Source organism: Faecalibacterium sp. BIOML-A4, assembly GCF_009679665.1.
Classification (GTDB): Bacteria; Bacillota; Clostridia; order Oscillospirales; family Ruminococcaceae; genus Faecalibacterium; species Faecalibacterium taiwanense.
Window position 1 is genome coordinate 113,321 of record NZ_WKZG01000008.1, and the last position, 20,194, is coordinate 133,514.

The 20,194-nt window shown below is 58.8% G+C and carries 18 protein-coding genes, 1 pseudogene and 1 other annotated feature; of the genes and pseudogenes, 4 read left to right on the forward strand and 15 right to left on the reverse strand.

What is annotated here, in order from left to right:
• The first annotated feature begins 269 nt into the window (after positions 1-269).
• Together GKG34_RS07305 and GKG34_RS07310 are read left to right on the forward strand one after the other, a co-directional pair.
• Positions 270-1,487: an FtsW/RodA/SpoVE family cell cycle protein gene (locus GKG34_RS07305; RefSeq protein ID WP_243139225.1), complete on the forward strand. Its 1,218-nt coding sequence runs from the start codon at positions 270-272 to the stop codon at positions 1,485-1,487.
• Positions 1,488-1,660: 173 nt separating this feature from the next.
• A pseudogene (locus GKG34_RS07310) lies at positions 1,661-1,825 on the forward strand (sugar transferase); the annotation flags it as partial.
• 120 nt (positions 1,826-1,945) lie between these two features.
• Here GKG34_RS07310 and ilvD read toward each other — a convergent pair.
• From ilvD to ilvB, 4 genes are all read right to left on the reverse strand, one after another.
• A complete protein-coding gene (gene ilvD / locus GKG34_RS07315) occupies positions 1,946-3,604 on the reverse strand; it encodes a dihydroxy-acid dehydratase (protein ID WP_120020964.1) in 1,659 nt (552 codons plus the stop codon).
• 168 nt (positions 3,605-3,772) lie between these two features.
• Positions 3,773-4,792 carry a ketol-acid reductoisomerase gene (ilvC, locus tag GKG34_RS07320; RefSeq protein WP_097774032.1) on the reverse strand — a complete coding sequence of 340 codons (1,020 nt, stop codon included), beginning with the start codon at positions 4,790-4,792 and terminating at the stop codon, positions 3,773-3,775.
• A 237-nt stretch (positions 4,793-5,029) separates the two neighbouring features.
• Positions 5,030-5,602 carry an acetolactate synthase small subunit gene (gene ilvN, locus GKG34_RS07325; protein ID WP_005942213.1) on the reverse strand — a complete coding sequence of 191 codons (573 nt, stop codon included), beginning with the start codon at positions 5,600-5,602 and terminating at the stop codon, positions 5,030-5,032.
• Between the two features lie 15 nt (positions 5,603-5,617).
• Positions 5,618-7,282, reverse strand: coding sequence for a biosynthetic-type acetolactate synthase large subunit (ilvB, locus tag GKG34_RS07330; protein WP_154255894.1), 1,665 nt, complete (start codon positions 7,280-7,282; stop codon positions 5,618-5,620).
• A gap of 92 nt (positions 7,283-7,374) precedes the next feature.
• Positions 7,375-7,633 (reverse strand) — a binding site (T-box leader).
• Positions 7,634-7,802: 169 nt separating this feature from the next.
• Between ilvB and GKG34_RS07335 the strand changes: the two genes are divergently transcribed.
• Together GKG34_RS07335 and GKG34_RS07340 are read left to right on the forward strand one after the other, a co-directional pair.
• Entirely contained in the window at positions 7,803-9,020 is a 1,218-nt protein-coding gene (locus tag GKG34_RS07335; RefSeq protein WP_005942209.1) for an ATP-binding protein, read from the forward strand.
• Between the two features lie 204 nt (positions 9,021-9,224).
• Complete coding sequence (locus GKG34_RS07340; protein ID WP_044953736.1) at positions 9,225-10,025, forward strand: SDR family oxidoreductase; 801 nt, start codon at positions 9,225-9,227, stop codon at positions 10,023-10,025.
• 76 nt (positions 10,026-10,101) lie between these two features.
• Here the strand turns inward: GKG34_RS07340 and GKG34_RS07345 are convergent, their stop codons facing one another.
• From GKG34_RS07345 to mnmA, 11 genes are all read right to left on the reverse strand, one after another.
• Entirely contained in the window at positions 10,102-10,476 is a 375-nt protein-coding gene (locus GKG34_RS07345) for a RidA family protein (protein ID WP_097774035.1), read from the reverse strand.
• Positions 10,477-10,505: 29 nt separating this feature from the next.
• Positions 10,506-11,711, reverse strand: coding sequence for a threonine ammonia-lyase (gene ilvA, locus GKG34_RS07350; RefSeq protein WP_005942203.1), 1,206 nt, complete (start codon positions 11,709-11,711; stop codon positions 10,506-10,508).
• Between the two features lie 200 nt (positions 11,712-11,911).
• Entirely contained in the window at positions 11,912-12,958 is a 1,047-nt protein-coding gene (locus tag GKG34_RS07355; RefSeq protein ID WP_154255895.1) for a TPM domain-containing protein, read from the reverse strand.
• A complete protein-coding gene (locus tag GKG34_RS07360; protein WP_154255896.1) occupies positions 12,955-13,713 on the reverse strand; it encodes a LemA in 759 nt (252 codons plus the stop codon). Before GKG34_RS07360 ends, GKG34_RS07355 begins: the two co-directional genes overlap by 4 nt.
• 1 nt (position 13,714) lies before the next feature.
• Positions 13,715-14,872, reverse strand: a complete 1,158-nt coding sequence (locus GKG34_RS07365; RefSeq protein WP_154255897.1) for a toxic anion resistance protein — start codon at positions 14,870-14,872, stop codon at positions 13,715-13,717.
• Between the two features lie 37 nt (positions 14,873-14,909).
• Entirely contained in the window at positions 14,910-15,536 is a 627-nt protein-coding gene (locus GKG34_RS07370) for a 5-bromo-4-chloroindolyl phosphate hydrolysis family protein (RefSeq protein WP_005941432.1), read from the reverse strand.
• 99 nt (positions 15,537-15,635) lie between these two features.
• Positions 15,636-16,124, reverse strand: coding sequence for a DNA-deoxyinosine glycosylase (locus GKG34_RS07375; protein WP_154255898.1), 489 nt, complete (start codon positions 16,122-16,124; stop codon positions 15,636-15,638).
• Entirely contained in the window at positions 16,121-17,011 is an 891-nt protein-coding gene (locus GKG34_RS07380) for an HAD family hydrolase (protein ID WP_044953617.1), read from the reverse strand. Before GKG34_RS07380 ends, GKG34_RS07375 begins: the two co-directional genes overlap by 4 nt.
• A gap of 158 nt (positions 17,012-17,169) precedes the next feature.
• Positions 17,170-18,057: a putative manganese transporter gene (locus GKG34_RS07385; protein WP_154255899.1), complete on the reverse strand. Its 888-nt coding sequence runs from the start codon at positions 18,055-18,057 to the stop codon at positions 17,170-17,172.
• Between the two features lie 240 nt (positions 18,058-18,297).
• Complete coding sequence (locus tag GKG34_RS07390) at positions 18,298-19,068, reverse strand: tRNA threonylcarbamoyladenosine dehydratase (RefSeq protein WP_005941419.1); 771 nt, start codon at positions 19,066-19,068, stop codon at positions 18,298-18,300.
• A gap of 13 nt (positions 19,069-19,081) precedes the next feature.
• Entirely contained in the window at positions 19,082-20,185 is a 1,104-nt protein-coding gene (gene mnmA / locus GKG34_RS07395; RefSeq protein WP_005941416.1) for a tRNA 2-thiouridine(34) synthase MnmA, read from the reverse strand.
• Between the last annotated feature and the right edge of the window lie 9 nt (positions 20,186-20,194).

Here is a 20,194-nt window from a genome sequence, read left to right on the forward strand (position 1 = left end):
CCCAATGCGGCACGCCGCCCTTTTCCAGCAGGCATCTTCCTGCCATTTTCTTTGCGCGGCAGGCGCTCTGCAAAGGAGCTTTCTGCTGCACCTTCATTGTAGATGGTGCGGTCTGCTTTGTCAAGCATTCGTGCGGATTTTGCAAAGCTGTCACACCCGGTGGATTGCAAACGGTGTGCAGGCTGTGTATAATAGGATAGACTGGGTTGGTATTGCCCGCTGCAGCGGCAAAACCCGGTGTGCATCTGGGAACGAAAGGTGGTGCTTTCTTGGAAAGCATTCGACAATATTTTAAACGAACGGATAAGATCTATCTGCTGCTGTGCATCTTCAGCAGCACCATGGCGGTGGTGGCTCTTGCCTCCTGGGCCGCAAAGCAGGGCAACGGCTTTGCCACGGACGAGATCACTGGTGCCATTACCGGCATCGGCGATTACCGCCGCGCGCTGGTGCAGGCGGCAGCAGCCGGGCTTGGCATCGTGATCGCGCTGCTGCTCTCCTGCATCGACTACCGCAGCCTTGTCAAGGTGTGGCCGGTGCATGTAGCCCTGACATGGGGTCTGGTGCTGCCCACGCTGTTCATCCGCAATGTGGCCATCGGCCCGCTGACCATCGGCTTCAACGCCGGTGACACCGACAACTACTCCTGGTACAAGCTGGGCGGCTTTACCTTCCAGCCCACGGAGCTGGCAAAGATCAGCTTTATCCTTACCTTTGCCATGCACCTGAACAATGTGCGCAGCCGCATCAACGAGCCAAAGGAGCTGGTAAAGCTTCTGCTGCATCTGGCCGTGCCCATCCTTATCATCCACATTCAGGGCGACGACGGCACCGCCATCATCTACGCCATCATCGGCTGCTGCATGATGTTTGCAGCGGGCCTGAGCTGGAAGTATATCATCGGTGCCATTTCGGCAGCAGCTGTGGCCGTGGCGGCGGCGTTTGCCTTTTTCAGCGATAAGATCGGCAAGGGCTACCAGTGGTACCGCATTCTGGCCGTTATCGACCCGGAGAATTCCACCGGCTGGGCACCCAACGAAGCCACTTGGAAAAACATCATCTACCAGCAGCAGCGCGGCGAGATCGCCATCGGCTCCGGCGGCATCTTCGGCAACGGCCTGTTCAGCGGCCGGTACTACAGCGTGCCCAATGCCCACAACGACTTTATTCTCAGCTGGATGGGCAATGTCATTGGCTTTGTGGGCCTGTGCATCGTGCTGGGGGCACTGCTGGCACTGGTGATCAAGACCTTTGCCACCGGTGCGCGCAGCGAGGACCTGCTGGGCAGCTATATCTGCGCCGGCATCGGCGGTGCTCTGATGGCTCAGATCGCCGTGAATGTAGGCATGAATCTGCGGGTGCTGCCGGTCATCGGCGTCACCCTGCCCTTTTATTCTGCGGGCGGCAGCTCGGTGCTGATGCTGTATATCTGCGTCGGATTAGTCCTTTCCGTATATATGCACAATACAAAGAGCCTGTTCGGGTAAAGTGCAGCCCCCTGTATTTTTTCACATTTTCCGGTATATCAGTTGAAACCTCCGCATCCTGCTTGCAATCCACTGGGATGCATGATGCTATAATAAAATGTGCAGTTTTGTTGCTCAATGCTGAAGGACAACGAGATGGACGGCCCGGTGTTCAAGATGAAGGTTGACCCGCGCCCGGCCTTTCCTGCTACTGGCAAATCGCGCCGCACCGCAACCAGCTGAGCTTTGACGAATGGATGGCACTGGATGTGAAGTACGTCAAGGAACGCAGCTTTCTGGTAGACTGGCGTATCATCTTCCGCACCTTCCGTGCGGTGCTGTTCGGCCACGGAGAATAATTCGGATCACAGATCGGCAGAGCCTGCGGGCTTTGCCGATTTTTTACAGATAGCCTGCAGGAAACAAAAAACAGAGGAACGACGCGGGGTCGTCCCTCTGTTTTTGCTTAGATCATCAAATTACTTCAGCACGGCGCCCAGATTTGCACTGGTGACCATGCGTGCATAGCGGCTGAGCCAGCCGGTCTTGATGTTGGGTTCGGGTGCAACATACTTTGCCTTGCGCTGGGCCAGGACTTCGTCGCTGACCTCCAGCGTGATGGAGGCATTGGGGATATCAATGTTGATGGTATCTCCCTCCTCGATCAGGCCGATGGGGCCGCCGGAAGCAGCCTCCGGGCTCACATGGCCAATGGCCGCACCGCGGCTTGCGCCGGAGAAGCGGCCGTCGGTGATGAGGGCCACTGTCTTGTCCAGCTTCATGCCGGCCAGAGCGGAGGTGGGGTTCAGCATCTCACGCATACCGGGGCCGCCCTTGGGGCCTTCGTAGCGGATGACCACCACATCGCCCGGGACGATCTTACCCGCGTAGATGGAAGCAATGGCCTCGTCCTCGCTGTTGAACACGCGGGCCGGGCCGGAATGCTGCTGCATCTCGGGGGCCACGGCGCTGCGCTTGACCACACAGCCGTCCGGTGCAATGTTGCCCCACAGGATCTGCAGACCGCCGGTCTGGGAGTAGGGGTTGTCGATGGGACGGATGGCCTTGTCGTTCAGGATGTGTGCGCCCTTGATGTTCTCGCCCAGCGTCTTGCCGGTAACGGTGGGCACATCCAGATCCAGCAGGCCCTTCTTGGCCAGCTCTGCCTGCACGGCGGGGATGCCGCCTGCGGCGTACAGGTCCGGCATGTGGGTGGGGCCGGCCGGTGCCAGATGGCACAGGTTCGGGGTCTTGGCACTGATCTCATTGAACAGCTTCAGGTCGATGGGCACACCGGCCTCATAAGCGATGGCCAGCAGGTGCAGCACGGTGTTGGTGGAGCAGCCCAGAGCCATATCGCAGGTCAGAGCGTTGCGGATGGAGCGCTCGTTGATGATCTGGCGTGCGGTGATGCCCTTCTTGACCATATCCATGATGGCCATACCGGCGTGCTTTGCCAGCTGCAGACGCTTAGAGTAGACGGCAGGAATGGTGCCGTTGCCGGGCAGTGCGATGCCGATGGCCTCGCACAGGCAGTTCATGCTGTTGGCGGTGTACATGCCGGAGCAGCTGCCGCAGCTGGGGCAGCAGTTGCAGGTGCAGTCTTCCAGCTGATCCTCGGTGATCATACCGGCCTTGTAGGCACCCACAGCCTCGAACATCTTGGAAAGACTGACCTCTTCGCCGCCGTAGGTACCGGCCAGCATGGGGCCGCCGGAGCAGACCACAGCGGGCACATCCATGCGCACCGCTGCCATCACCATGCCGGGCACGATCTTATCGCAGTTGGGCACCAGCACCAGACCGTCCAGCTGGTGGGCCATGAGCATGGTCTCCACGCTGTCGCAGATCAGCTCACGGGATGCAAGGCTGTACTTCATGCCCACATGGCCCATGGCGATGCCGTCGCACACGCCAATGGCGGGGATCAGGATGGGCGTGCCGCCTGCCATCTCAACGCCGGCCTTGACGGCATCGGCGATCTTGTCCAGATTCATATGGCCTGGCACGATCTCGCTGTAGGCGCTCACCACGCCGATCAGCGGGCGCTCCAGCTCTTCCTTGGTGTAACCCAGTGCATAGAACAGGCTTCGGTTCGGGGCGCGCTCCGAACCCTTGGTCACATTGTCGCTTCTCATTTCAAATCCTCTTTTCTGACAAAAACCCTCTCCGTCACGGCTGCGCCGTGCCACCTCTCCCGAAGGGGAGAGGTTTTTGCGGAGGATCTATAAGGTTCCCACTTTCAACAAAAACTCCCCCTTTCGGGGGAGCTGGCCGCCGAAAGGCGGCCTGAGAGGGTTTTCCCCTTACTTCTTCAGCCAGCTCATCATGCCGCGCAGCTCTGCGCCGACCTTCTCGATGGGCAGCTCTGCTTCCATGCGGCGCTTTGCCAGGAAGTGCACCTTGCGGCCGCCGTTGGGGCTCATCTCGGTCAGGAACTCGGAAGCGAAGGTGCCGTCCTGGATCTCGGTCAGAACCTTCTTCATCTCCTTGCGGGTCTCGGCGGTGATCAGGCGCTTGCCGGTGCGGTAGTCGCCGTACTCAGCGGTGTTGGAGATGGAGTAACGCATCTTGGAGAAGCCGCCCTCGTTGATCAGGTCAACGATCAGCTTCATCTCGTGGCAGGTCTCAAAGTATGCCATCTCGGGCTCGTAGCCAGCTTCCACCAGCGTATCGAAACCGGCGTGGATCAGCTCGGAAACGCCGCCGCACAGCACTGCCTGCTCACCGAACAGATCGGTCTCGGTCTCCTCCTTGAAGGTGGTCTGCAGGATGCCTGCACGGCCAGCGCCGATGCCGGAAGCGTATGCCAGAGCAATATCCTTAGCCTTGCCGGTGTAGTCCTGCTCCACGCAGATCAGAGAGGGGCAGCCCTCACCCTCGGTGTACAGGCGGCGGACGATGTGGCCGGGGCCCTTGGGAGCGATCATAATAACGTCCACATTCTTGGGAGCAGTGATGGTCTTGAAGTGGATGTTGAAGCCGTGTGCAAAGGCCAATGCCTTGCCCTCGGTCATGTAGGGAGCTACCTGCTTGTTGTAGATGTCAGCGCACAGCTCGTCGGGCACCAGCATCATGACAACGTCGCCGGCCTTGGCAGCTTCTTCCACTTCCATGACCTTGAAGTTCTCGTGAGTTGCTGCGAACTCAGAAGCCTTCTCCCAGTGAGCAGAGCCCTTGCGCAGGCCGACGACGACGTTCACGCCGCTCTCGGCCAGGTTCTCAGAATGTGCGTGGCCCTGGCTGCCGAAGCCGATGACAGCGACGGTCTTGCCGTCCAGCACGCCGAGGTTGCAGTCGGAATCGTAGTATTTCTTGATAGCCATGGTAGTTGTTCTCCTTTTTTGTTTTGTGTTTATTCAGTGGCTGATTGTAAACATTTTATTTTTTCGCTCACTGTGGAGCGGAAAAGCGAAGTTTTAACCCTCTCAGTCATCTCGCTTTGCTCGATGCCAGCTCCCCCGAGGGGGGAGCTTTTATCATACCTTCTCTTTTGATGATGCATAAAACCTCGCCCTTCGGGAGAGGTGGCACGGCGCAGCCGTGACGGAGAGGGTTCGTTCTTACTTTCTCTCCGGGCAGTGGGTTCCCGGCAGAGGCAGCTGTGCTTCGCGCACCTCCTGCGGAGGCTTCTGCATATGCTGATGCATCCCGCCGCGCTCCAGTGCGGTAACACCGGTGCGGCACTGCTCCAAAATTTTGTAATCTGTAAACATTTTCAGGAAGGCATCGATCTTATCCGGCTTGCCGATCAGCTCGAACACCATGCTGTCCGGCGAAAGGTCGATGATCTTGGCCTTGTAGATGCTGGCGATCTCCCGCAGCTCGCTGCGGTTGTGCACATCGGACGCCACCTTCAGCAGCAGCAGTTCCCGTTCCAGAGATTTTTCGCCGTCCAGCACGAACACCTGACGGGTAACTTCCAGCCGTTCGGTCTGCAGGATCAGCTGCTTGAGGGCCTTGTCATCGCTGGTAATGGTCACGGTGATGCGGCTGACTGCCGGGTCGTTGGTGGCCGAGACCGTCAGGCTGTCGATGTTGAAGCCGCGGCGGCAGAACAGGTTGGACACACGGGCCAGAACACCGCTCTGGTTGTCCACCAGCAGGCTGATGACCCTGCGCTTGTTGGATTCCATATTGCTGTGCCCTCCTTATTCCATGATGATATCGTTGATGTCGCCGCCGCCGGGGATCATGGGCAGCACCTTTTCGTCCTTATCGATGATGCACTCGATCCAAGTAGGGCCTTTCTGCTTCATTGCATCGGCAAAGGCAGTCTGGAACTCCGGCAGGTTAGTGCAGCGGTAGCCCTTCAGGCCAAAGCCGTCTGCCAGCTTGACGAAGTCCGTCTTGCGGTGGGGGTCGGTCTGGCTGTAGCGCTTTTCGTAGAAGGTGGTCTGCCACTGGCGCACCATGCCCAGCACCGAGTTGTTAAAGATCACAGTGATGATGGGCAGCTCATAGCTCACGGCGGTGCAGGCCTCGTTCAGGTTCATGTGGAAGGAGCCGTCGCCGGTAAACATGACCACCCGCTGGTCGCGGCCCAGAGCCATCTGTGCGCCAATGGCGGCACCGTAGCCAAAGCCCATGGTACCCAGACCGCCGCTGGTGATAAAGCCGCGGCTCTTGGCGTGGCGCAGGTACTGTGCCGCCCACATCTGGTGCTGGCCCACATCGGTCACATACACGGCTTCGGGGCCGCACTGGTTGCACACCTCGCCGATCACCTGATGGGGCATCAGGCGGGTGGGGTCGGACACCGGGTGGTAATCCTGTGCCTGCCACTCATGGATCATCTTCATCCAGTCGGGATGCTTCTTTTCCTCGATCTGCGGCAGCATGGCGTTCAGCACGTAAGCGGCATCGCCCACGATGGAAAGATCGACCTCCACATTCTTGCCCAGCTCACTGGGGTCGATGTCGATCTGGATGATGGTGGCGTTCTTTGCAAAGGTCTTGGGGTTCAGGGCCACACGGTCCGAGAAGCGGGTACCCACTGCAATCAGCACGTCGCAGTCGGCCACGGCACGATTGGAGGTGTAACAGCCGTGCATACCCACCATGCCAATGTTCATCGGGTCGCCGTAGGGCACAACGCCTGCGGCCATCAGGGTGTAGGTGGCCGGGATCTCTGCCTTGTGCAGCAGATCACGCAGCGGCTGGCAGGAGGCTGCGCTGCGCACGCCGCCGCCAAAGTAGACCAGCGGGCGCTGGGCCGCATTGATAAGATCCGCTGCCCACTTGACCTGCTCCGCGTTGAAGGTGGTAACGGTACGGATGGGCTCCGGCTTTTTGGGGGTGAACTCGCATACCGCCGCTGTCACGTCCTTGGGGATATCCACCAGCACCGGGCCCTTGCGCCCGCTCTGTGCAATACGGAAGGCAGAGCGCATGGTATCGGCCAGCTCTTCCACCCGGCGCACCGTGAAATTGTGCTTGGTGATGGGCATTGTGATGCCCTCAATGTAGGCTTCCTGAAAGCTGTCCCTCCCGATCCCGTCCGTGGTCACGTTGCCGGTAAAGGCTACCATGGGCACCGAGTCCATATAGGCCGTGGCAATGCCGGTGACCAGATTGGTGGCACCCGGGCCGCTGGTAGCCAGCACCACGCCGGTGCGGCCGGTCGCGCGGGCATAGCCGTCTGCCGCATGCGCCGCACCCTGCTCGTGGGCGGTGAGCACATGGGTGATGCGGTCCGAATTTTTGTACAGCTCATCGTAAAGGTTCAGCACTGCGCCGCCGGGATAACCAAAAAGGGTGTCCACGCCCTGCTCGCAGAGGACCTCCACAAAAATCTGAGAACCATTCAACTGCATGGTGAGTTTCTCCTGTTTTCCTAACCTTTTTCCACTTTTTACACGTTCCCGGGGAGCTTCTTTTTAAAAGAAAAGGCCTTTGTCCCCTGTTATCAAGAGACAAAGACCTTGTGATCATCAAGCTCTCTGCGGTACCACTCTCGTTGGCGTGCTGTGCACACCCTCTCACGGGCTTCCAACAAAGCCCTGCACGGTAACGGCTGCAACCGGCGCTGCTTACAAGGGTTTTGCACCCGTTGGGCAGGCTGCTCCGGGATGATTTTCCGCACGAAGCACTGACTGCCTTGCACCAGACGGCAGCTCTCTGAACAGTGGGGATCGTGTGGTACTTTTTCCCATCTGCGCATTTGTTGATGTAAATTATACTATAAATCGGCCTTTTGTCAATCGACAATTTGTAACCTGAATCACCCCAAACATGAAGTTAATTGAACACCTCTTGCGCCATAGCACAATGCGCTGTATACTTCTGATATGCGCGCCTGCGCGTTTAATTTAAGACCAACTAGAGGACAGGAATATGAAATTGAGAGAATGGAATGCCCGGCTGCACGGGCTTGTTGTTTTCCGCAGCCTGCTGGACGACCCCGTTGTGGCAAAGCTTTTGGACCTGACCGACCGCATGGAAGCCGGTGCGCCCGGCTATGGCCCAGTGTGCGACGCTGTGGCCCAATTTGAAGCCGCACTGTTCGAGCACACCACCAACTGGGGCAGCTACCTCAGCGCCGCTGTGCTGGAAGCCGAGACCGTCTGCGTACGTCAGGCTGCATCGGGCATCCTCGCCCCTGCACTGCAGACCGCGCTGGACAGTGAACTGGCTTTTCTGCAGGCTCTGTGCGGCCTGACGCTGGACGAGCTGCTGGCCGCTGCCGGCTCTGCCACAGGGCAGGCGCAGGAGCTGGCCTTCCTGCCCCGGTGGGAGACCTCCGGCATCGACCTGCCTGCCGCCTACGCCCAGCGCATGAGCGAGGTGGGAAAAAAGGGCTATGGCATGTTTGCCAAGCACCATGTGTTCACGGTGGAGAACGGCCAGCTGGTGCCGGTGAAATACCCGGACCCTCAGCGCCTTTCCGAGCTGCCCGGCTACGAGAAGGAGCGCGAAAAGGTCATTGCCAACACAAAGGCCCTGCTGGCCGGGATGCCCGCCAACAATGTGCTGCTGTACGGCGATGCAGGCACCGGCAAGTCCAGTGCGGTGAAAGCCATTGCCAATGAGTTTGCACCTGAAGGCCTGCGGCTGGTGGAAGTGAAGAAGAACCAGCTCTACCAGATCCCGGATCTGATGGACAAACTGGCCGCGAACCCGCTCAAATTCATCCTGTTCATCGACGACCTGAGCTTTACCGCCAACGACGACAACTTTGCCGCGCTCAAGGCCATTCTGGAGGGCAGCGTGGGCGGCAGAGCCAAGAACATTGCGGTATACGCCACCTCCAACCGCCGCCACCTTATTAAAGAAACACTGACCGACCGCACCGGCGACGACATCCACGAAGCCGATACCCGGCAGGAGCTGATGAGCCTTTCCGCCCGATTCGGCCTGACGGTCACTTTCCAGCGGCCGGAGAAGGCCCGGTTTGAGACCATTCTGGCCGAACTGGCAAAGCAGCACGGCATCGACATGCCGATGGATCAGCTGCTGGTCAAAGCCGAAGCCTTTGCCATCCGCGCCGGCGGCCGCAGCCCCCGCGTGGCAAAGCAGTTTATTGAGCAGTGCGAGGCGGGCGTGCAGAAGTAATTAGTTTGTCTTTATTTTAACATCAAAGTCTCTGACAAATCTTTCACAAAATGCCGAGAAGTCGTGAATTTTTTCACCTTCTCGGCATTCTTTGTCTATTTTTTATTTATCGGTAAAAAGCCTTGCATTCTATTGAAATACAGGCTATAATATGGCCAACATCAGCCAATTGATATGCCAATTGAGCACTTCTGGAGGGCAACTATGGGCTTTTTAACGGGTAAGACCGCTATCATCACCGGCGCAGGCCGCGCCGTACTTTCCGATGGCAGCTGCGGCTCCATCGGCTATGGCATTGCCACCGCCTTTGCAAAAGAGGGCGCAAATCTGGTCATCACTGGCCGTAATGTGAAAAAACTGGAAGAGGCAAAAAACGAGCTGGAAGCCAAGTATGGCATCCGCGTTCTGCCGGTGCAGGCAGATGTGTGTGCAGGCACCGACAACGAAGCCACCGTGCAAAATGTCGTCAATCAGGCTGTGGATACCTTTGGTGGCATTCAAGTGCTGGTGAACAACGCACAGGCATCCGCTTCCGGCGTGCCGCTGGCAGAGCACACCACCGAGCAGTTTGATCTTGCCCTTTATTCCGGCCTGTACGCTGCATTTTACTATATGAAGGCCTGCTATCCCTATCTGGCCAAGTCCAAGGGCAGCGTGATCAACTTTGCATCCGGTGCAGGCTTGTTTGGCAACTTTGGCCAGTGCTCCTACGCTGCCGCCAAGGAGGGCATCCGCGGCCTGTCCCGCGTGGCCGCTACCGAGTGGGGCAAGGATGGCATCAATGTCAACGTGATCTGTCCGCTGGCCTGGACCGCCAAGCTGGAGCAGTTCCAGCAGGCATACCCGGATGCGTTCAAAGCCAACGTCAAGATGCCGCCCATGGGCCACTATGCCAACCCCGAGACCGAGATCGGCCGGGTATGCGTGCAGCTGGCCATGCCGGACTTCAAGTATCTGTCCGGCGAGACCCTCACGCTGGAGGGCGGCATGGGTCTGCGCCCGTAATTGCTGTTCTCATTCTTCCTCATACATGCAAAAGGGGCTGTGCCAGCGGCACAGCCCCTTTTATGTTTAGGCCTGATTATTCGCGCACGGCGATGCACTCGATCTCCAGCTTTGCGCCCTTGGGGATGGCCGCCACCTGCACACAGCTGCGTGCGGGGAACGGCTCTGCAAATGCTTTGGCATACACGGCGTTCACAGCGGCAAAATCGTTGATGTCAGCAAGGAAGATGACAGTCTTGACCACATTTGCCATGGAAAGGCCAGCCTCGGCCAGAATGGCCTTGAGGTTTGCAAGGCTCTGTGCAGCCTGCTCTTCAACCGTATCGGCCATCTTGCCGGTAGCAGGGTCTACCGGGATCTGGCCGGAAACAAACACCATATTGCCCAGATCGATCGCCTGGCTGTAAGGGCCGATGGCTGCGGGTGCGTTGGAAGTGGAAACGACTTTCATGATAAAACGTTCCTTTCTTTTTTCTTCTATTATACTCTTTCGCTCACAAGCTGGAAACCCTCTTTTGCAAGCTCTGCGCGGATCTGCTCGATCTGCTCGGCATCGCGGGTCTCAAGGGTGAGCTTGAGGAAGCAGCTGGAAATGGGCATGTTGGGATCGGAGCCATCGTGCTGCACCGACACCACATTGCTGCCGCAGCGGGACACGATCTCGGCCACCTTCTTGAGCTGGCCGGGCTTGTCCTCCAGCGCAATTGTCATGTTCGCCTTGCGGCCGCTCATGACCAGACCACGGGTGATCACGCGGTTGAGGATGTTCACATCGATGTTGCCGCCGGAGACGACGCAGGCCACCTTTTTGCCCTCGACCGGCAGCTTGTGGAACAGCACTGCAGCCACCGGCACGGCTCCGGCACCCTCGGCAACCAGCTTCTGGTTCTCCATCAGCGAGAGGATGGCGGCAGCGGTCTCATCCTCACTCACGGTCACGATGTCGTCCACATACTGCTCACAGATCTGGTAGGTCAGCTCACCGGGAGTCTTGACCTGAATGCCGTCCGCAAAGGTAGAAACGGCTTTCAGGGTCTGGTACTTATGCTCGTGCAGGCTGCGGTACATGCTGGGTGCACCCTCGGCCTGTACGCCATAGACCTTCACCTCCGGGCGCAGACTCTTGATGGCAAAGGCCACGCCGGAGATCAGGCCGCCGCCGCCCACCGGCACAACGACCGCATCCACATCCGGCAGCTGATCCAGAATTTCCAGACCAATGGTTCCCTGCCCCGCGATGACCTGCTCATCGTCATAGGGGTGGATAAAGGTCATGCCGGTCTCTTCCTGCAGCTCCACAGCCTTGTCGTGGGCATCATCGTAGGTGCCGGGCACCAGACACACCTCTGCGCCCAGATTCTTGGTATTCTCCACCTTCATGATGGGGGCACCGTCCGGCATACAGACGATGCTCTTGATGCCGCGACGGGTAGCAGCCAGCGCCACGCCCTGTGCGTGGTTGCCGGCAGAGCAGGCGATCACGCCCTTGGCGCTCTCCTCCTCGGAAAGCTGGCTGATCTTATAGTAAGCACCGCGCACCTTAAAGCTGCCGGTGGCCTGCAGGTTTTCGGTTTTCAGGTACAGCTGGCAGTCCTTGGAGAGCTTGGGTGCCTCGATGAGGTCGGTCTTGCGGGCAACATCCTTGAGCACAAAGGCTGCATGGTAGATCTTATCCAGAGTCAGCATGGTTTTCTCCCTCTATTTTTATCGTTCCCTGCTCTGCGGCTTTTCCACCCTCAGAGCCTTTATTTCTGGCTTATTATGCATGTTTCTCAGTATAGGTTAACAAAGTTGATTTGTCAAATGAATTTCCTTCACACCTGAAACCGAAAAAGAGAACTGCCGCAGGCATACCGCCCACAGCAGTTCTCCGTGTTTTTGTGTTTTTAACGGCCGCGGCCACCGCCGCCGCCGTGGCTGCCGCCGCCGCCCATTCCACCGAAGGAGCCGCCGCCGAAGCTGCCGCCGCCGAACGAGCCGCCCCCAAAGGAGCCGCCTCCGCGGGAGCCACCGAAGGACCCGCCGCCAAAGCCGCCGCCCATGGGAGGACGGGGCGGACGCCGGTTGTTGTTCCGGGGCGGGCGGGGCCGGTCATTGCGGGGGCCGGGGCCATAGCCCGGGCCGTATCCGGGGCCGAAGCCGGGGCCCGGAGGGGGCGGCGGGCCGGGACGGTGCCGACGGGCCGAACCTGCCATGTAGCCCCATGCGAAGGGGCCCCAGTTCCAGCCTGCTGCGTGGCCGATGGGTGCAATGAACACCCGGAACACGAACAGTACGATGATCAGCATCACCATCAGGGACATGAACAGGATCACGATGCCCAGAACGACATCCTCAAAGGTGGTGGGGCCGTCGTCCGGCTCCGCGTAGCTGCCGTCGTCGTAGCTGCCATTGTTCAGATTTACCCCATAAACACTTGCAATGGTGTCGGCCACATTGTTGGCACAGGTGATTACTGCATCGCTGTAATCGCGGTTAACAAAATCACCTTCCATGGTCTGAGCGAGGGCACTGGCCTGACTTTCCAGCGTGGTGTTGCGGAAGCCGTCGCCGTAGGTCACGTAGTAATCGCCGTCCTCGTAGATGGGCGATTCCATCACCAGCAGGATCAGCACGCCGTTGTTCTCGGAAGCCGAGCCGATGCCCCAGGCGTTGAAGGCCTGTGTTGCATAATCCTCAGTGGAATAATTACCCGTATAATCTACAGTCAGTACGCCGATCTGTGCTCCGTTGCAGCTGGACTGCAGCTGGTTGTTCAGATCAACGATGGTCTGGGTAGTGCTGTCGCTCAAAACGTTGGCGTCATCCACCACACACTGATCTCTGGGCAGATCCGGCAGGCTGGCGGCGGCAAATGCCGCCGGGCACAGGGCCGCTGCGCCCACCACAAGGGCCAGCACCAGAGCGCTTACGCGTTTTGCAAAATTTTTCATGCGAAGGGTTCAACCTCCTTTACACCGGCAATGGCTCCCAGCATGCTGGCCGGGAAGCCGCCGGTCTCTTTCTGGTAGTCGTAAACGGCATCGTTGTATTTCAGGGTGCCGATGATGGTAGCCGCACTGTTGAACTGGCCGTACTGGCCCTGCACCGCGCCCATCTTCATGGGGTCTGCGGCCTGCTCCTGCAGCTTTGCGTAGAGCTGATCGATCCGCGACCCCAGCACCTCGTTGGCCTGATACAGTGCGTGCATCGTGCTGCCCTGATAATAGGGCAGCGAGGTGAGTGCCTGACTTTTGCCGCCGTTCTGCACCGCTTCCAGACAGGCGGTAAAATCGCTCAGCGCGCTCTGTGCGGCCTGTACCTCGGCACTGTCCGCTCCCAGCGTGCTGCCGGCGGTGGTGATGATGTTTGCCGCCGTGTTCATGCGGGTGGTCAGCTCCTCGTTGAGGTTATAGCCGTTGTCTGCCGCCACACCCACCGTGTACCATTTGCGGACTTCGTTGTACCGGCTGTGCAGCTTGGCGCTGCCAAAGCCCAAAAAGGCCGCCAGCATCACCACCACGCTCAGCGCCAGTGCAGCTGCGCGGGTGGAAAGGGCTGCGGGCAGCTTTGCTTCCAGCCCTGCCAGCTTCTGCTGCAGAGGTGTCAGCGGCACGGCCTGCTCCGGCTGCTTTTGTTCGCGGTAGCTGCCCGCGTCAAAACCGCCGGAAGTGCTGTTCTGTTTTTGCGAAAAATCTGCGTTTGCCATCTCAGCTCCGGATCTCCATCATTTTTGCTTTCAGTTCGTCCTCGATGCGGTTCAGCTCCTGCTCGGCGGCAGCGCGCTTTGCGCGGCCCTCGCTCTGGATCTTGTTCAGCTCGTCCAGCGTCTCGATCAGGCTCTTGTTGGTCTGCTGCAGGGTCTCGATGTCCACCACACCGCGCTGGCTCTCCTTTGCGGTCTCGATGGTACCCATCTTCAGGGCCTCGGCGTTCTTCTTGAGCAGGTCGTTGGTCATGTCGGTCACGGCACGTTCGGCCTGCATGGCCTGCTGGCTGTGGGCCAGACCCAGTGCCAGCACCATCTGGTTCTTCCACAGGGGGATGGTGTTGACGATGGTAGACTGGATCTTCTCTGCCATCATGGTATTGTTGTTCTGCAAAAGGCGGATCTGCGGCCCCATCTGCAGGCTGATGTTGCGGGTCAGCTCCAGATCATAGAGCTTCTTCTCAAAGCGTTCGCACTGGTCGGCCAGATCACGAGCCGCCTGTGCATCCTCCGGCAGGCCGGAAACCTTGGCCTTATCCATGGCCTGCTGCAGCTCGTTTGCGCGCACATCGGCCAGCTTCTTTTTGCCGGCAAGGATATACATGCTCAGCTCCTTGAAGTAGGCCATGTTCAGATCATACATCTTATCCAGCATGGCGATGTCCTTGAGCAGCTGCACCTGATGGCCCTCCAGCATGGACTGGATCTTTTCCACGTTGGTCTCGGCCTTGTTGTACTTCATCTTCATGGCATCCAGCTGGTCGCCCTTCTTCTTGAAGAAGCCCAGAATGCCCTTTTTCTCCTCCTCACCGGCATCAAAGCTCTTCAGCTCACCGATCAGGCTGGTGATCATGTCGCCCACTTCGCCCAGATCCTTGGTGGCCACCTTGGAAAGGGCGGCCTCGGAGAAATCGCCGATCTTCTTCTGACAGGCGGAGCCGTACTGCAGCACCTGCTGGCTGTTGGTAATATCGATCTTTTCAGCAAACTGATCCACCATGGCCTGCTCCTCCGGGGTCAGGTTCACCTGCGGCTGCTCCGGTGCGGCTGCTTCCTGCTGGGCGGGTGCTGCCTTTTCCTCTTCTGCCGGGGTGGGGTCCAGCGTCAGGGTGGGTACTGCGGGTGCATCGAGGTCAAAGTTGAATGTATTATCAGCCATAAGAGATTCCTTCCTTTCCAAATACCATTTACCTTTTTTAGCTCAGGCCCTGCCCTTTGAGCATGTTCTGCAGCACCGTGATGTCTGCAGAAAGGTCCATGCTCTCGGCGGCGTACAGGGCATCCAGCTGGTTTTCAAACGCCGTGGCAATGGAAGCAGCATTGTGCTCCACCTCGGTACGGATGGCTGCGGCATTCTCGCCGCGCACGCCCTGCTTTGCCAGCTTTGCATACTGCTGCAGAACGTTCACCGCATCCGGCAGGTAATAGTTTGCGAACCTGCGCACCTGCTTTGCCTTTTCCGGGTTTGCTTCCACCGCTTCCACAATGGAGCGGCCCGCCTTTTCCATGCGGGTCATGGCGGCAGAGAGCTGCGGGTCCGGCAGCTGCTCGTTGAGGGTGTGCAGGGTATCCAGTTTCTGCTGAATGTCGGTCAGCATCGCGTCCACATCCTCCACACCGGTGTGGAAAGGCACTTCGTGCTCCACCACCCGGGGCGGGCAGACCTTCTGTGCCGCACCAAAGGCCACAAATGCACCGCCCAGCGCCGCCAGCAGCGCCCACAGCTTATACACCGGCAGGACCGCGCACAATACCAAAAAGACCAGTGCCATTGCATAAAATGGCAGAACGCTGGGCTTTCTGGTGCGGATGATCTTGCTCATGTTTCTTCTCCTTGTCCGGGGCATTGCCCCTTATGTCATCCATAATACCGCACCCCGCGAAAAACGCAAGGCTTTCACGGATAATTTACAACCTGGCCATCATTTGTTGATCCACGGCAAGAGGGCCGCGCCCCAGATTTCGCGCAGCTTTTCCGGGCGGCAGGCAGCGTTTGCCGGGCTGGTGCTGGGCAGCTTTACCGCTGCAATGCCGGACACCGGCTGCAGATACTTTGTATAGATCCGGTATGCGGTGGCTCCGTTGCAGAATACTGCTTCGATGGGTGCCTTTGCCAGCAGAGCGGCAATATCATTCGGCACTGCATCCTTGATGGAAGCGTCCGCTGCGCCGGTGATGGTGCAGCGTTCCAGCGTGTCCCAGAGGGCCAGCCCATGGCGCAGGATGATTTGCTTTTTGGCTTCAATGTCCTCACGGGCAGGCACCGGCTCACCGGTCAGCGCGGCCAGCACGGGCCAGAAGCGGTTCTGCGGGTGGCCGTAGTAAAAGGCCATCTCCCGGCTTTTGGGGCTGGGCCATGTGCCAAGGATCAGCGCCCGGCTGCGCACGTTATACACCGGTTCAAAGCTCATTGTCCGCCTGCACTTTCAATTTTATCCCAAGGCGAGCCAAGGTCGCGGCCGGACGGCTCTGCTCTGGGGCCGTCGAACCACAGCTCATCGATCAAGTCGGCAAGGCCGTCCTCCCGCACATCGCCAATGATGCGGTCGGCGGCAGCCTTTGCGTCCGGCGTGCCGTTTGCCATGCAGCAGCCAAGGCCCGCTGCCTTCAGCATGGCCACATCGTTGGCAGAATCGCCTGCTGCCACGGCATCGGCCAGTGTCAGGCCCATCTTTTCGCACAGGTCGGCAAGGCCAACGCCTTTGTCCATTCCACCGCGCACGATGTCGTAGTAGCACAGGCCATCGGCATTCTGCGCGCCCACCTGCATCCAGTGCAGGCCCAGATGGCCGTACTTGGCGTTGAAGTCCGCCACACGCTCCGGCGGCATGGCCGCAAAGGCCGCGTGGGGCATATCGATCAGGTGGCGGTCCTGATCTTCGCCGTCCATACAGTCCAGCCCGATGCTGTTCATCTGCTGATAGCCCCTATGCAGGTATTCATACTCGCAGTAGGCGTAGCAGGCATCCCTGAAATTGAACTGCAGCGGATAGTTATAATCCTCGCAGAAATCCACCAGCGCGTACATTTCCTCAGCGGTGAGCGGGTGCTCGGCCACGATGCGGCCCTCGCGGTCCACCACACAGGCACCGTTGCAGGTGATGGCATAATCGAACCGGATGCCGCCCAGCTGGCCTTTGAGGTTGACGCACGGATACGCACGTCCGGTGCTGAGCACAAATCTGCCGCCTGCGGCCTGCAGCTTTTTGATGGCTTTTACCACCTTCTGACGCGGCTTGCCCTCGCCAAAGGGCACCAGTGTGTTGTCGTAATCGCTTGCCAGAATCTTATATTGCATTCTATTCTCCCCTATGGAACTGAGTTTTGTACCAGTATACCATACTTTTTTAAAATTGGGGTGCATTTGGGCATAAAAATAAGGCTACTGCACAGAATTCCATGCAATAGCCTTATTTTGTTTCACGATGCTGCTTTCTTTGCAGCTTCTTCTCGGGATCACGCAAACACGGCCACGACCACCTGCATTGCCACGCCGAGGAATGCGCCTGCACCCCATGTCAGGCCGGTGATGAACAGGTTCTGCTTCCACGAAGGATTGGTGCGCCACAGCACCGCAAGGCCCACGCCTGCACCGGTGCAAAGGCCCGCCACCAGACTGGAAAAGCGCAGAGCACCCTCCACATACAGCTGGGTCAGCAGCACGCTGGCGGCGCAGTTGGGGATCAGGCCCACCAGCGCAGCCACTACCGGCTGGAAGAAGCCCATACTGCCCAGAAGGTCTGCAAACACATCTTCGCCCACGCCTTCCACGATCAGGCCGAACACCAGACTGAACGCAAAAATGAACACAAAGATCTCCAGCGTGTGGCGCAGGGCCGCTTTCCAGATGGGGGCGGGCTTGCCCTCTTCGTCGTTGTGCTCCTCGTGACAGTCCACCTCGTCGGCATGGCCGGTGTAGCCGCCGCGCAGCGATTTGGGCAGCACGCCGCGCAGCACAAAATCCAGCACAAAGCCCACCACAATGGCGTATACCACCTTGATGACCATGAGCACAGCCAGCTTATCCCAGTAGGCCGGCATGGATACCAGCAGCGGGATGGCTTCGTCGCTGGTGGCAAGGTAGACGGCCATCAGGGTGCCCAGCGTGATGACGCGGGAGGAGTAGAAGTTGGACGCAATGGCCGAAAAGCCGCACTGCGGCACACAGCCCAGCACCGCGCCCGGAATCGCGCCCCAGCGCCCGCCGCCTGCCAGCAGTGCTTCAATGCGCTCACCGTGGCGGGTCTCGATATACTCGATCAGAAGATAAGCCAAAAACAGGAAGGGCAGCATCTTGGCGGTGTCCACCAGAGATTCGCCCAGAACATCCAGAAACAGTTCCATATACGCTCCTAAAAACGACCGTTCGTCGCTTCATTTTAGTAAATTGCAAATTGGTTGCATTTTTGAACAGGGATGATTATACACGATATTCTCTCCAATTGCAATACCAAAATGCAAATTAGTTGCGAATTTATGTTATGGAACGCTGCATCGCAAAAAATACAATTTCCTTAGCTTATGCGCAAAGCAACGCGGAGCGCATTCAAAATCGTCCCACACAGCAGGAGTCTGCCTTTTGTTTTACCCCTTCATTGGCACAAAGCCCACAAGGTCTTTTACCACCTCGCCGCCGATGATCAGGCCGGCCACCGAGGGTACAAAGGCATTGGAGCCCGGCACCGAGCGGCGCTGGGTGCACTTGCGTTGGGTGCCCGGAGGGCAGATGCAGTGATTCTTGCAGCTGATAGCGTCATCCTCGATGGGGGTCATGGCAGGCTCTTTGGAGTAGACCACCTTCAGGTGCTTGATTTTGCGCTTGCGGCACTCGGTGCGCATCACCTTGGCCAGCGGGCAGACCGAGGTCTTGTAGATATCGGTCACTTCAAAGCGGGTCGGGTCCATCTTGTTGCCTGCGCCCATGGAGCAGATGATGGGGGTGCCTGCCTCCTTGCACTTCATCACCAGCGCCAGCTTTCCGGTAACGGTGTCAATGGCATCCACCACATAGTCGTACTGGGTAAAGTCGAACTGGTCCTGTGTTTCCGGGCCAAAGAAGCACCGGTGGGTGGTCACCCTGATGTCCGGGTCAATGTCGTGGATGCGCTGCGCAGCCACATCTACCTTATATTGCCCTACCGTGCTGCGGGTGGCGATAATCTGGCGGTTGAGGTTGGTCAGGCAGACTTTATCATCATCGATCAGATCCAGTGCCCCCACGCCGCTGCGCGCCAGCGCTTCCACCGTGTAGCCGCCCACGCCGCCGATGCCGAACACCGCCACGCGGGAATTGTGCAGTTTTTCCATAGCTTCCGCGCCCAGCAGCAACTGCGTGCGGGAATACTGATTTTGCATTTTGTTCTCCTTGTTACTTTTCCACTCTCGTAATGGTGCCGCCGCCCAGCACGGTGTCGCCCTGATACAGCACCACGGCCTGACCGGGCGTAGGGGCGCGCTGGGGCTGGTCAAATTCCAGCCGGAAGCCGCACTCCGCCGGGTAGACGGTGGCGGCCTGCTCCACCTGATGGTACCGGGTGCGGGCTGTGACCCGCAGCGGCCCGGTCAGCTCCGGAATGGCGATCCAGTTCACCTCGTCCGCATACACGATGCGGTCGAACAGCATCTCCTCCGGCCCTACCGTGACGGTGTTTGCCTGCATGTCCTTGCCGCAGACGTACACAGGTGCCCCCATGGCAAGGCCCAGCCCCTTGCGCTGGCCGATGGTGTACCGCACCGCGCCGTTGTGGGGGCCCACCACCCTGCCGCTCTCATCCAGAAAATCACCTGCCGGGTAGTGTTTGCCGGTGAAGTCCTCCATAAAGCGGGCATAGTCGCCATCCGGCACGAAGCAGATGTCCTGACTGTCGTGCTTGCGGGCATTGACAAATTTGTGCTGCTCCGCGATCTCGCGCACCTCAGTCTTGTGCAGGCCGCCCAGCGGCAGACGGATATGCGCCAGCTGCTCCTGAGTGAGGTTGTAGAGCACGTAGCTCTGGTCCTTGCCCTCGTCCAGCCCCTTTTTGAGCAGGAAACGGCCGGTGGCCTCGTCCTGCTCCACCCGGGCATAGTGGCCCGTGACCACATACTCCATGCCGTGTGCCCGGGCCCAGTCCAGCAGATGGCGGAACTTCATATATTTATTGCAGTCGATGCAGGGGTTCGGCGTGCCGCCCGCCTCATACACGCGGACGAATTTTTCAATGATCTGTTCCCGGAAGTCGGCCGTGAAATCCAGCACCTCGTACGGGATATCCATGGCATACGCCACCTCTGCCGCGTCCTCGATGTCCTTTTCCGAGCAGCAGGTGTGAAAGCCGGACTGTCCCAGCGTTTCGTTGCGGGTGAGCCGCATGGTGATGCCGGTGCAGTCATAGCCTGCCTGCTGCATGAGCCATGCCGCCACCGAGCTGTCCACGCCGCCGCTCATGGCAATGAGGGCACGCGGCTTTGAATCAGGGGTCTGTGTGGTCATAAGTTCTCC

What these genes read in the sequence shown, in the direction of transcription:
- GKG34_RS07385 (WP_154255899.1), bottom strand. Translation starts at nt 18,057, where the DNA reads ATGGAACTGTTTCTGGATGTTCTGGGCGAATCTCTGGTGGACACCGCC.
- GKG34_RS07360 (WP_154255896.1), bottom strand. Translation starts at nt 13,713, where the DNA reads ATGGCAAACGCAGATTTTTCGCAAAAACAGAACAGCACTTCCGGCGGT.
- ilvB (WP_154255894.1), bottom strand. Translation starts at nt 7,282, where the DNA reads ATGCAGTTGAATGGTTCTCAGATTTTTGTGGAGGTCCTCTGCGAGCAG.
- GKG34_RS07370 (WP_005941432.1), bottom strand. Translation starts at nt 15,536, where the DNA reads ATGAGCAAGATCATCCGCACCAGAAAGCCCAGCGTTCTGCCATTTTAT.
- GKG34_RS07355 (WP_154255895.1), bottom strand. Translation starts at nt 12,958, where the DNA reads ATGAAAAATTTTGCAAAACGCGTAAGCGCTCTGGTGCTGGCCCTTGTG.
- GKG34_RS07390 (WP_005941419.1), bottom strand. Translation starts at nt 19,068, where the DNA reads ATGCAAAATCAGTATTCCCGCACGCAGTTGCTGCTGGGCGCGGAAGCT.
- ilvC (WP_097774032.1), bottom strand. Translation starts at nt 4,792, where the DNA reads ATGGCTATCAAGAAATACTACGATTCCGACTGCAACCTCGGCGTGCTG.
- GKG34_RS07380 (WP_044953617.1), bottom strand. Translation starts at nt 17,011, where the DNA reads ATGCAATATAAGATTCTGGCAAGCGATTACGACAACACACTGGTGCCC.
- mnmA (WP_005941416.1), bottom strand. Translation starts at nt 20,185, where the DNA reads ATGACCACACAGACCCCTGATTCAAAGCCGCGTGCCCTCATTGCCATG.
- GKG34_RS07340 (WP_044953736.1), top strand. Translation starts at nt 9,225, where the DNA reads ATGGGCTTTTTAACGGGTAAGACCGCTATCATCACCGGCGCAGGCCGC.
- ilvN (WP_005942213.1), bottom strand. Translation starts at nt 5,602, where the DNA reads ATGGAATCCAACAAGCGCAGGGTCATCAGCCTGCTGGTGGACAACCAG.
- GKG34_RS07365 (WP_154255897.1), bottom strand. Translation starts at nt 14,872, where the DNA reads ATGGCTGATAATACATTCAACTTTGACCTCGATGCACCCGCAGTACCC.
- GKG34_RS07345 (WP_097774035.1), bottom strand. Translation starts at nt 10,476, where the DNA reads ATGAAAGTCGTTTCCACTTCCAACGCACCCGCAGCCATCGGCCCTTAC.
- ilvA (WP_005942203.1), bottom strand. Translation starts at nt 11,711, where the DNA reads ATGCTGACTCTGGATAAGATCTACCATGCAGCCTTTGTGCTCAAGGAT.
- GKG34_RS07375 (WP_154255898.1), bottom strand. Translation starts at nt 16,124, where the DNA reads ATGAGCTTTGAACCGGTGTATAACGTGCGCAGCCGGGCGCTGATCCTT.
- ilvD (WP_120020964.1), bottom strand. Translation starts at nt 3,604, where the DNA reads ATGAGAAGCGACAATGTGACCAAGGGTTCGGAGCGCGCCCCGAACCGA.
- GKG34_RS07335 (WP_005942209.1), top strand. Translation starts at nt 7,803, where the DNA reads ATGAAATTGAGAGAATGGAATGCCCGGCTGCACGGGCTTGTTGTTTTC.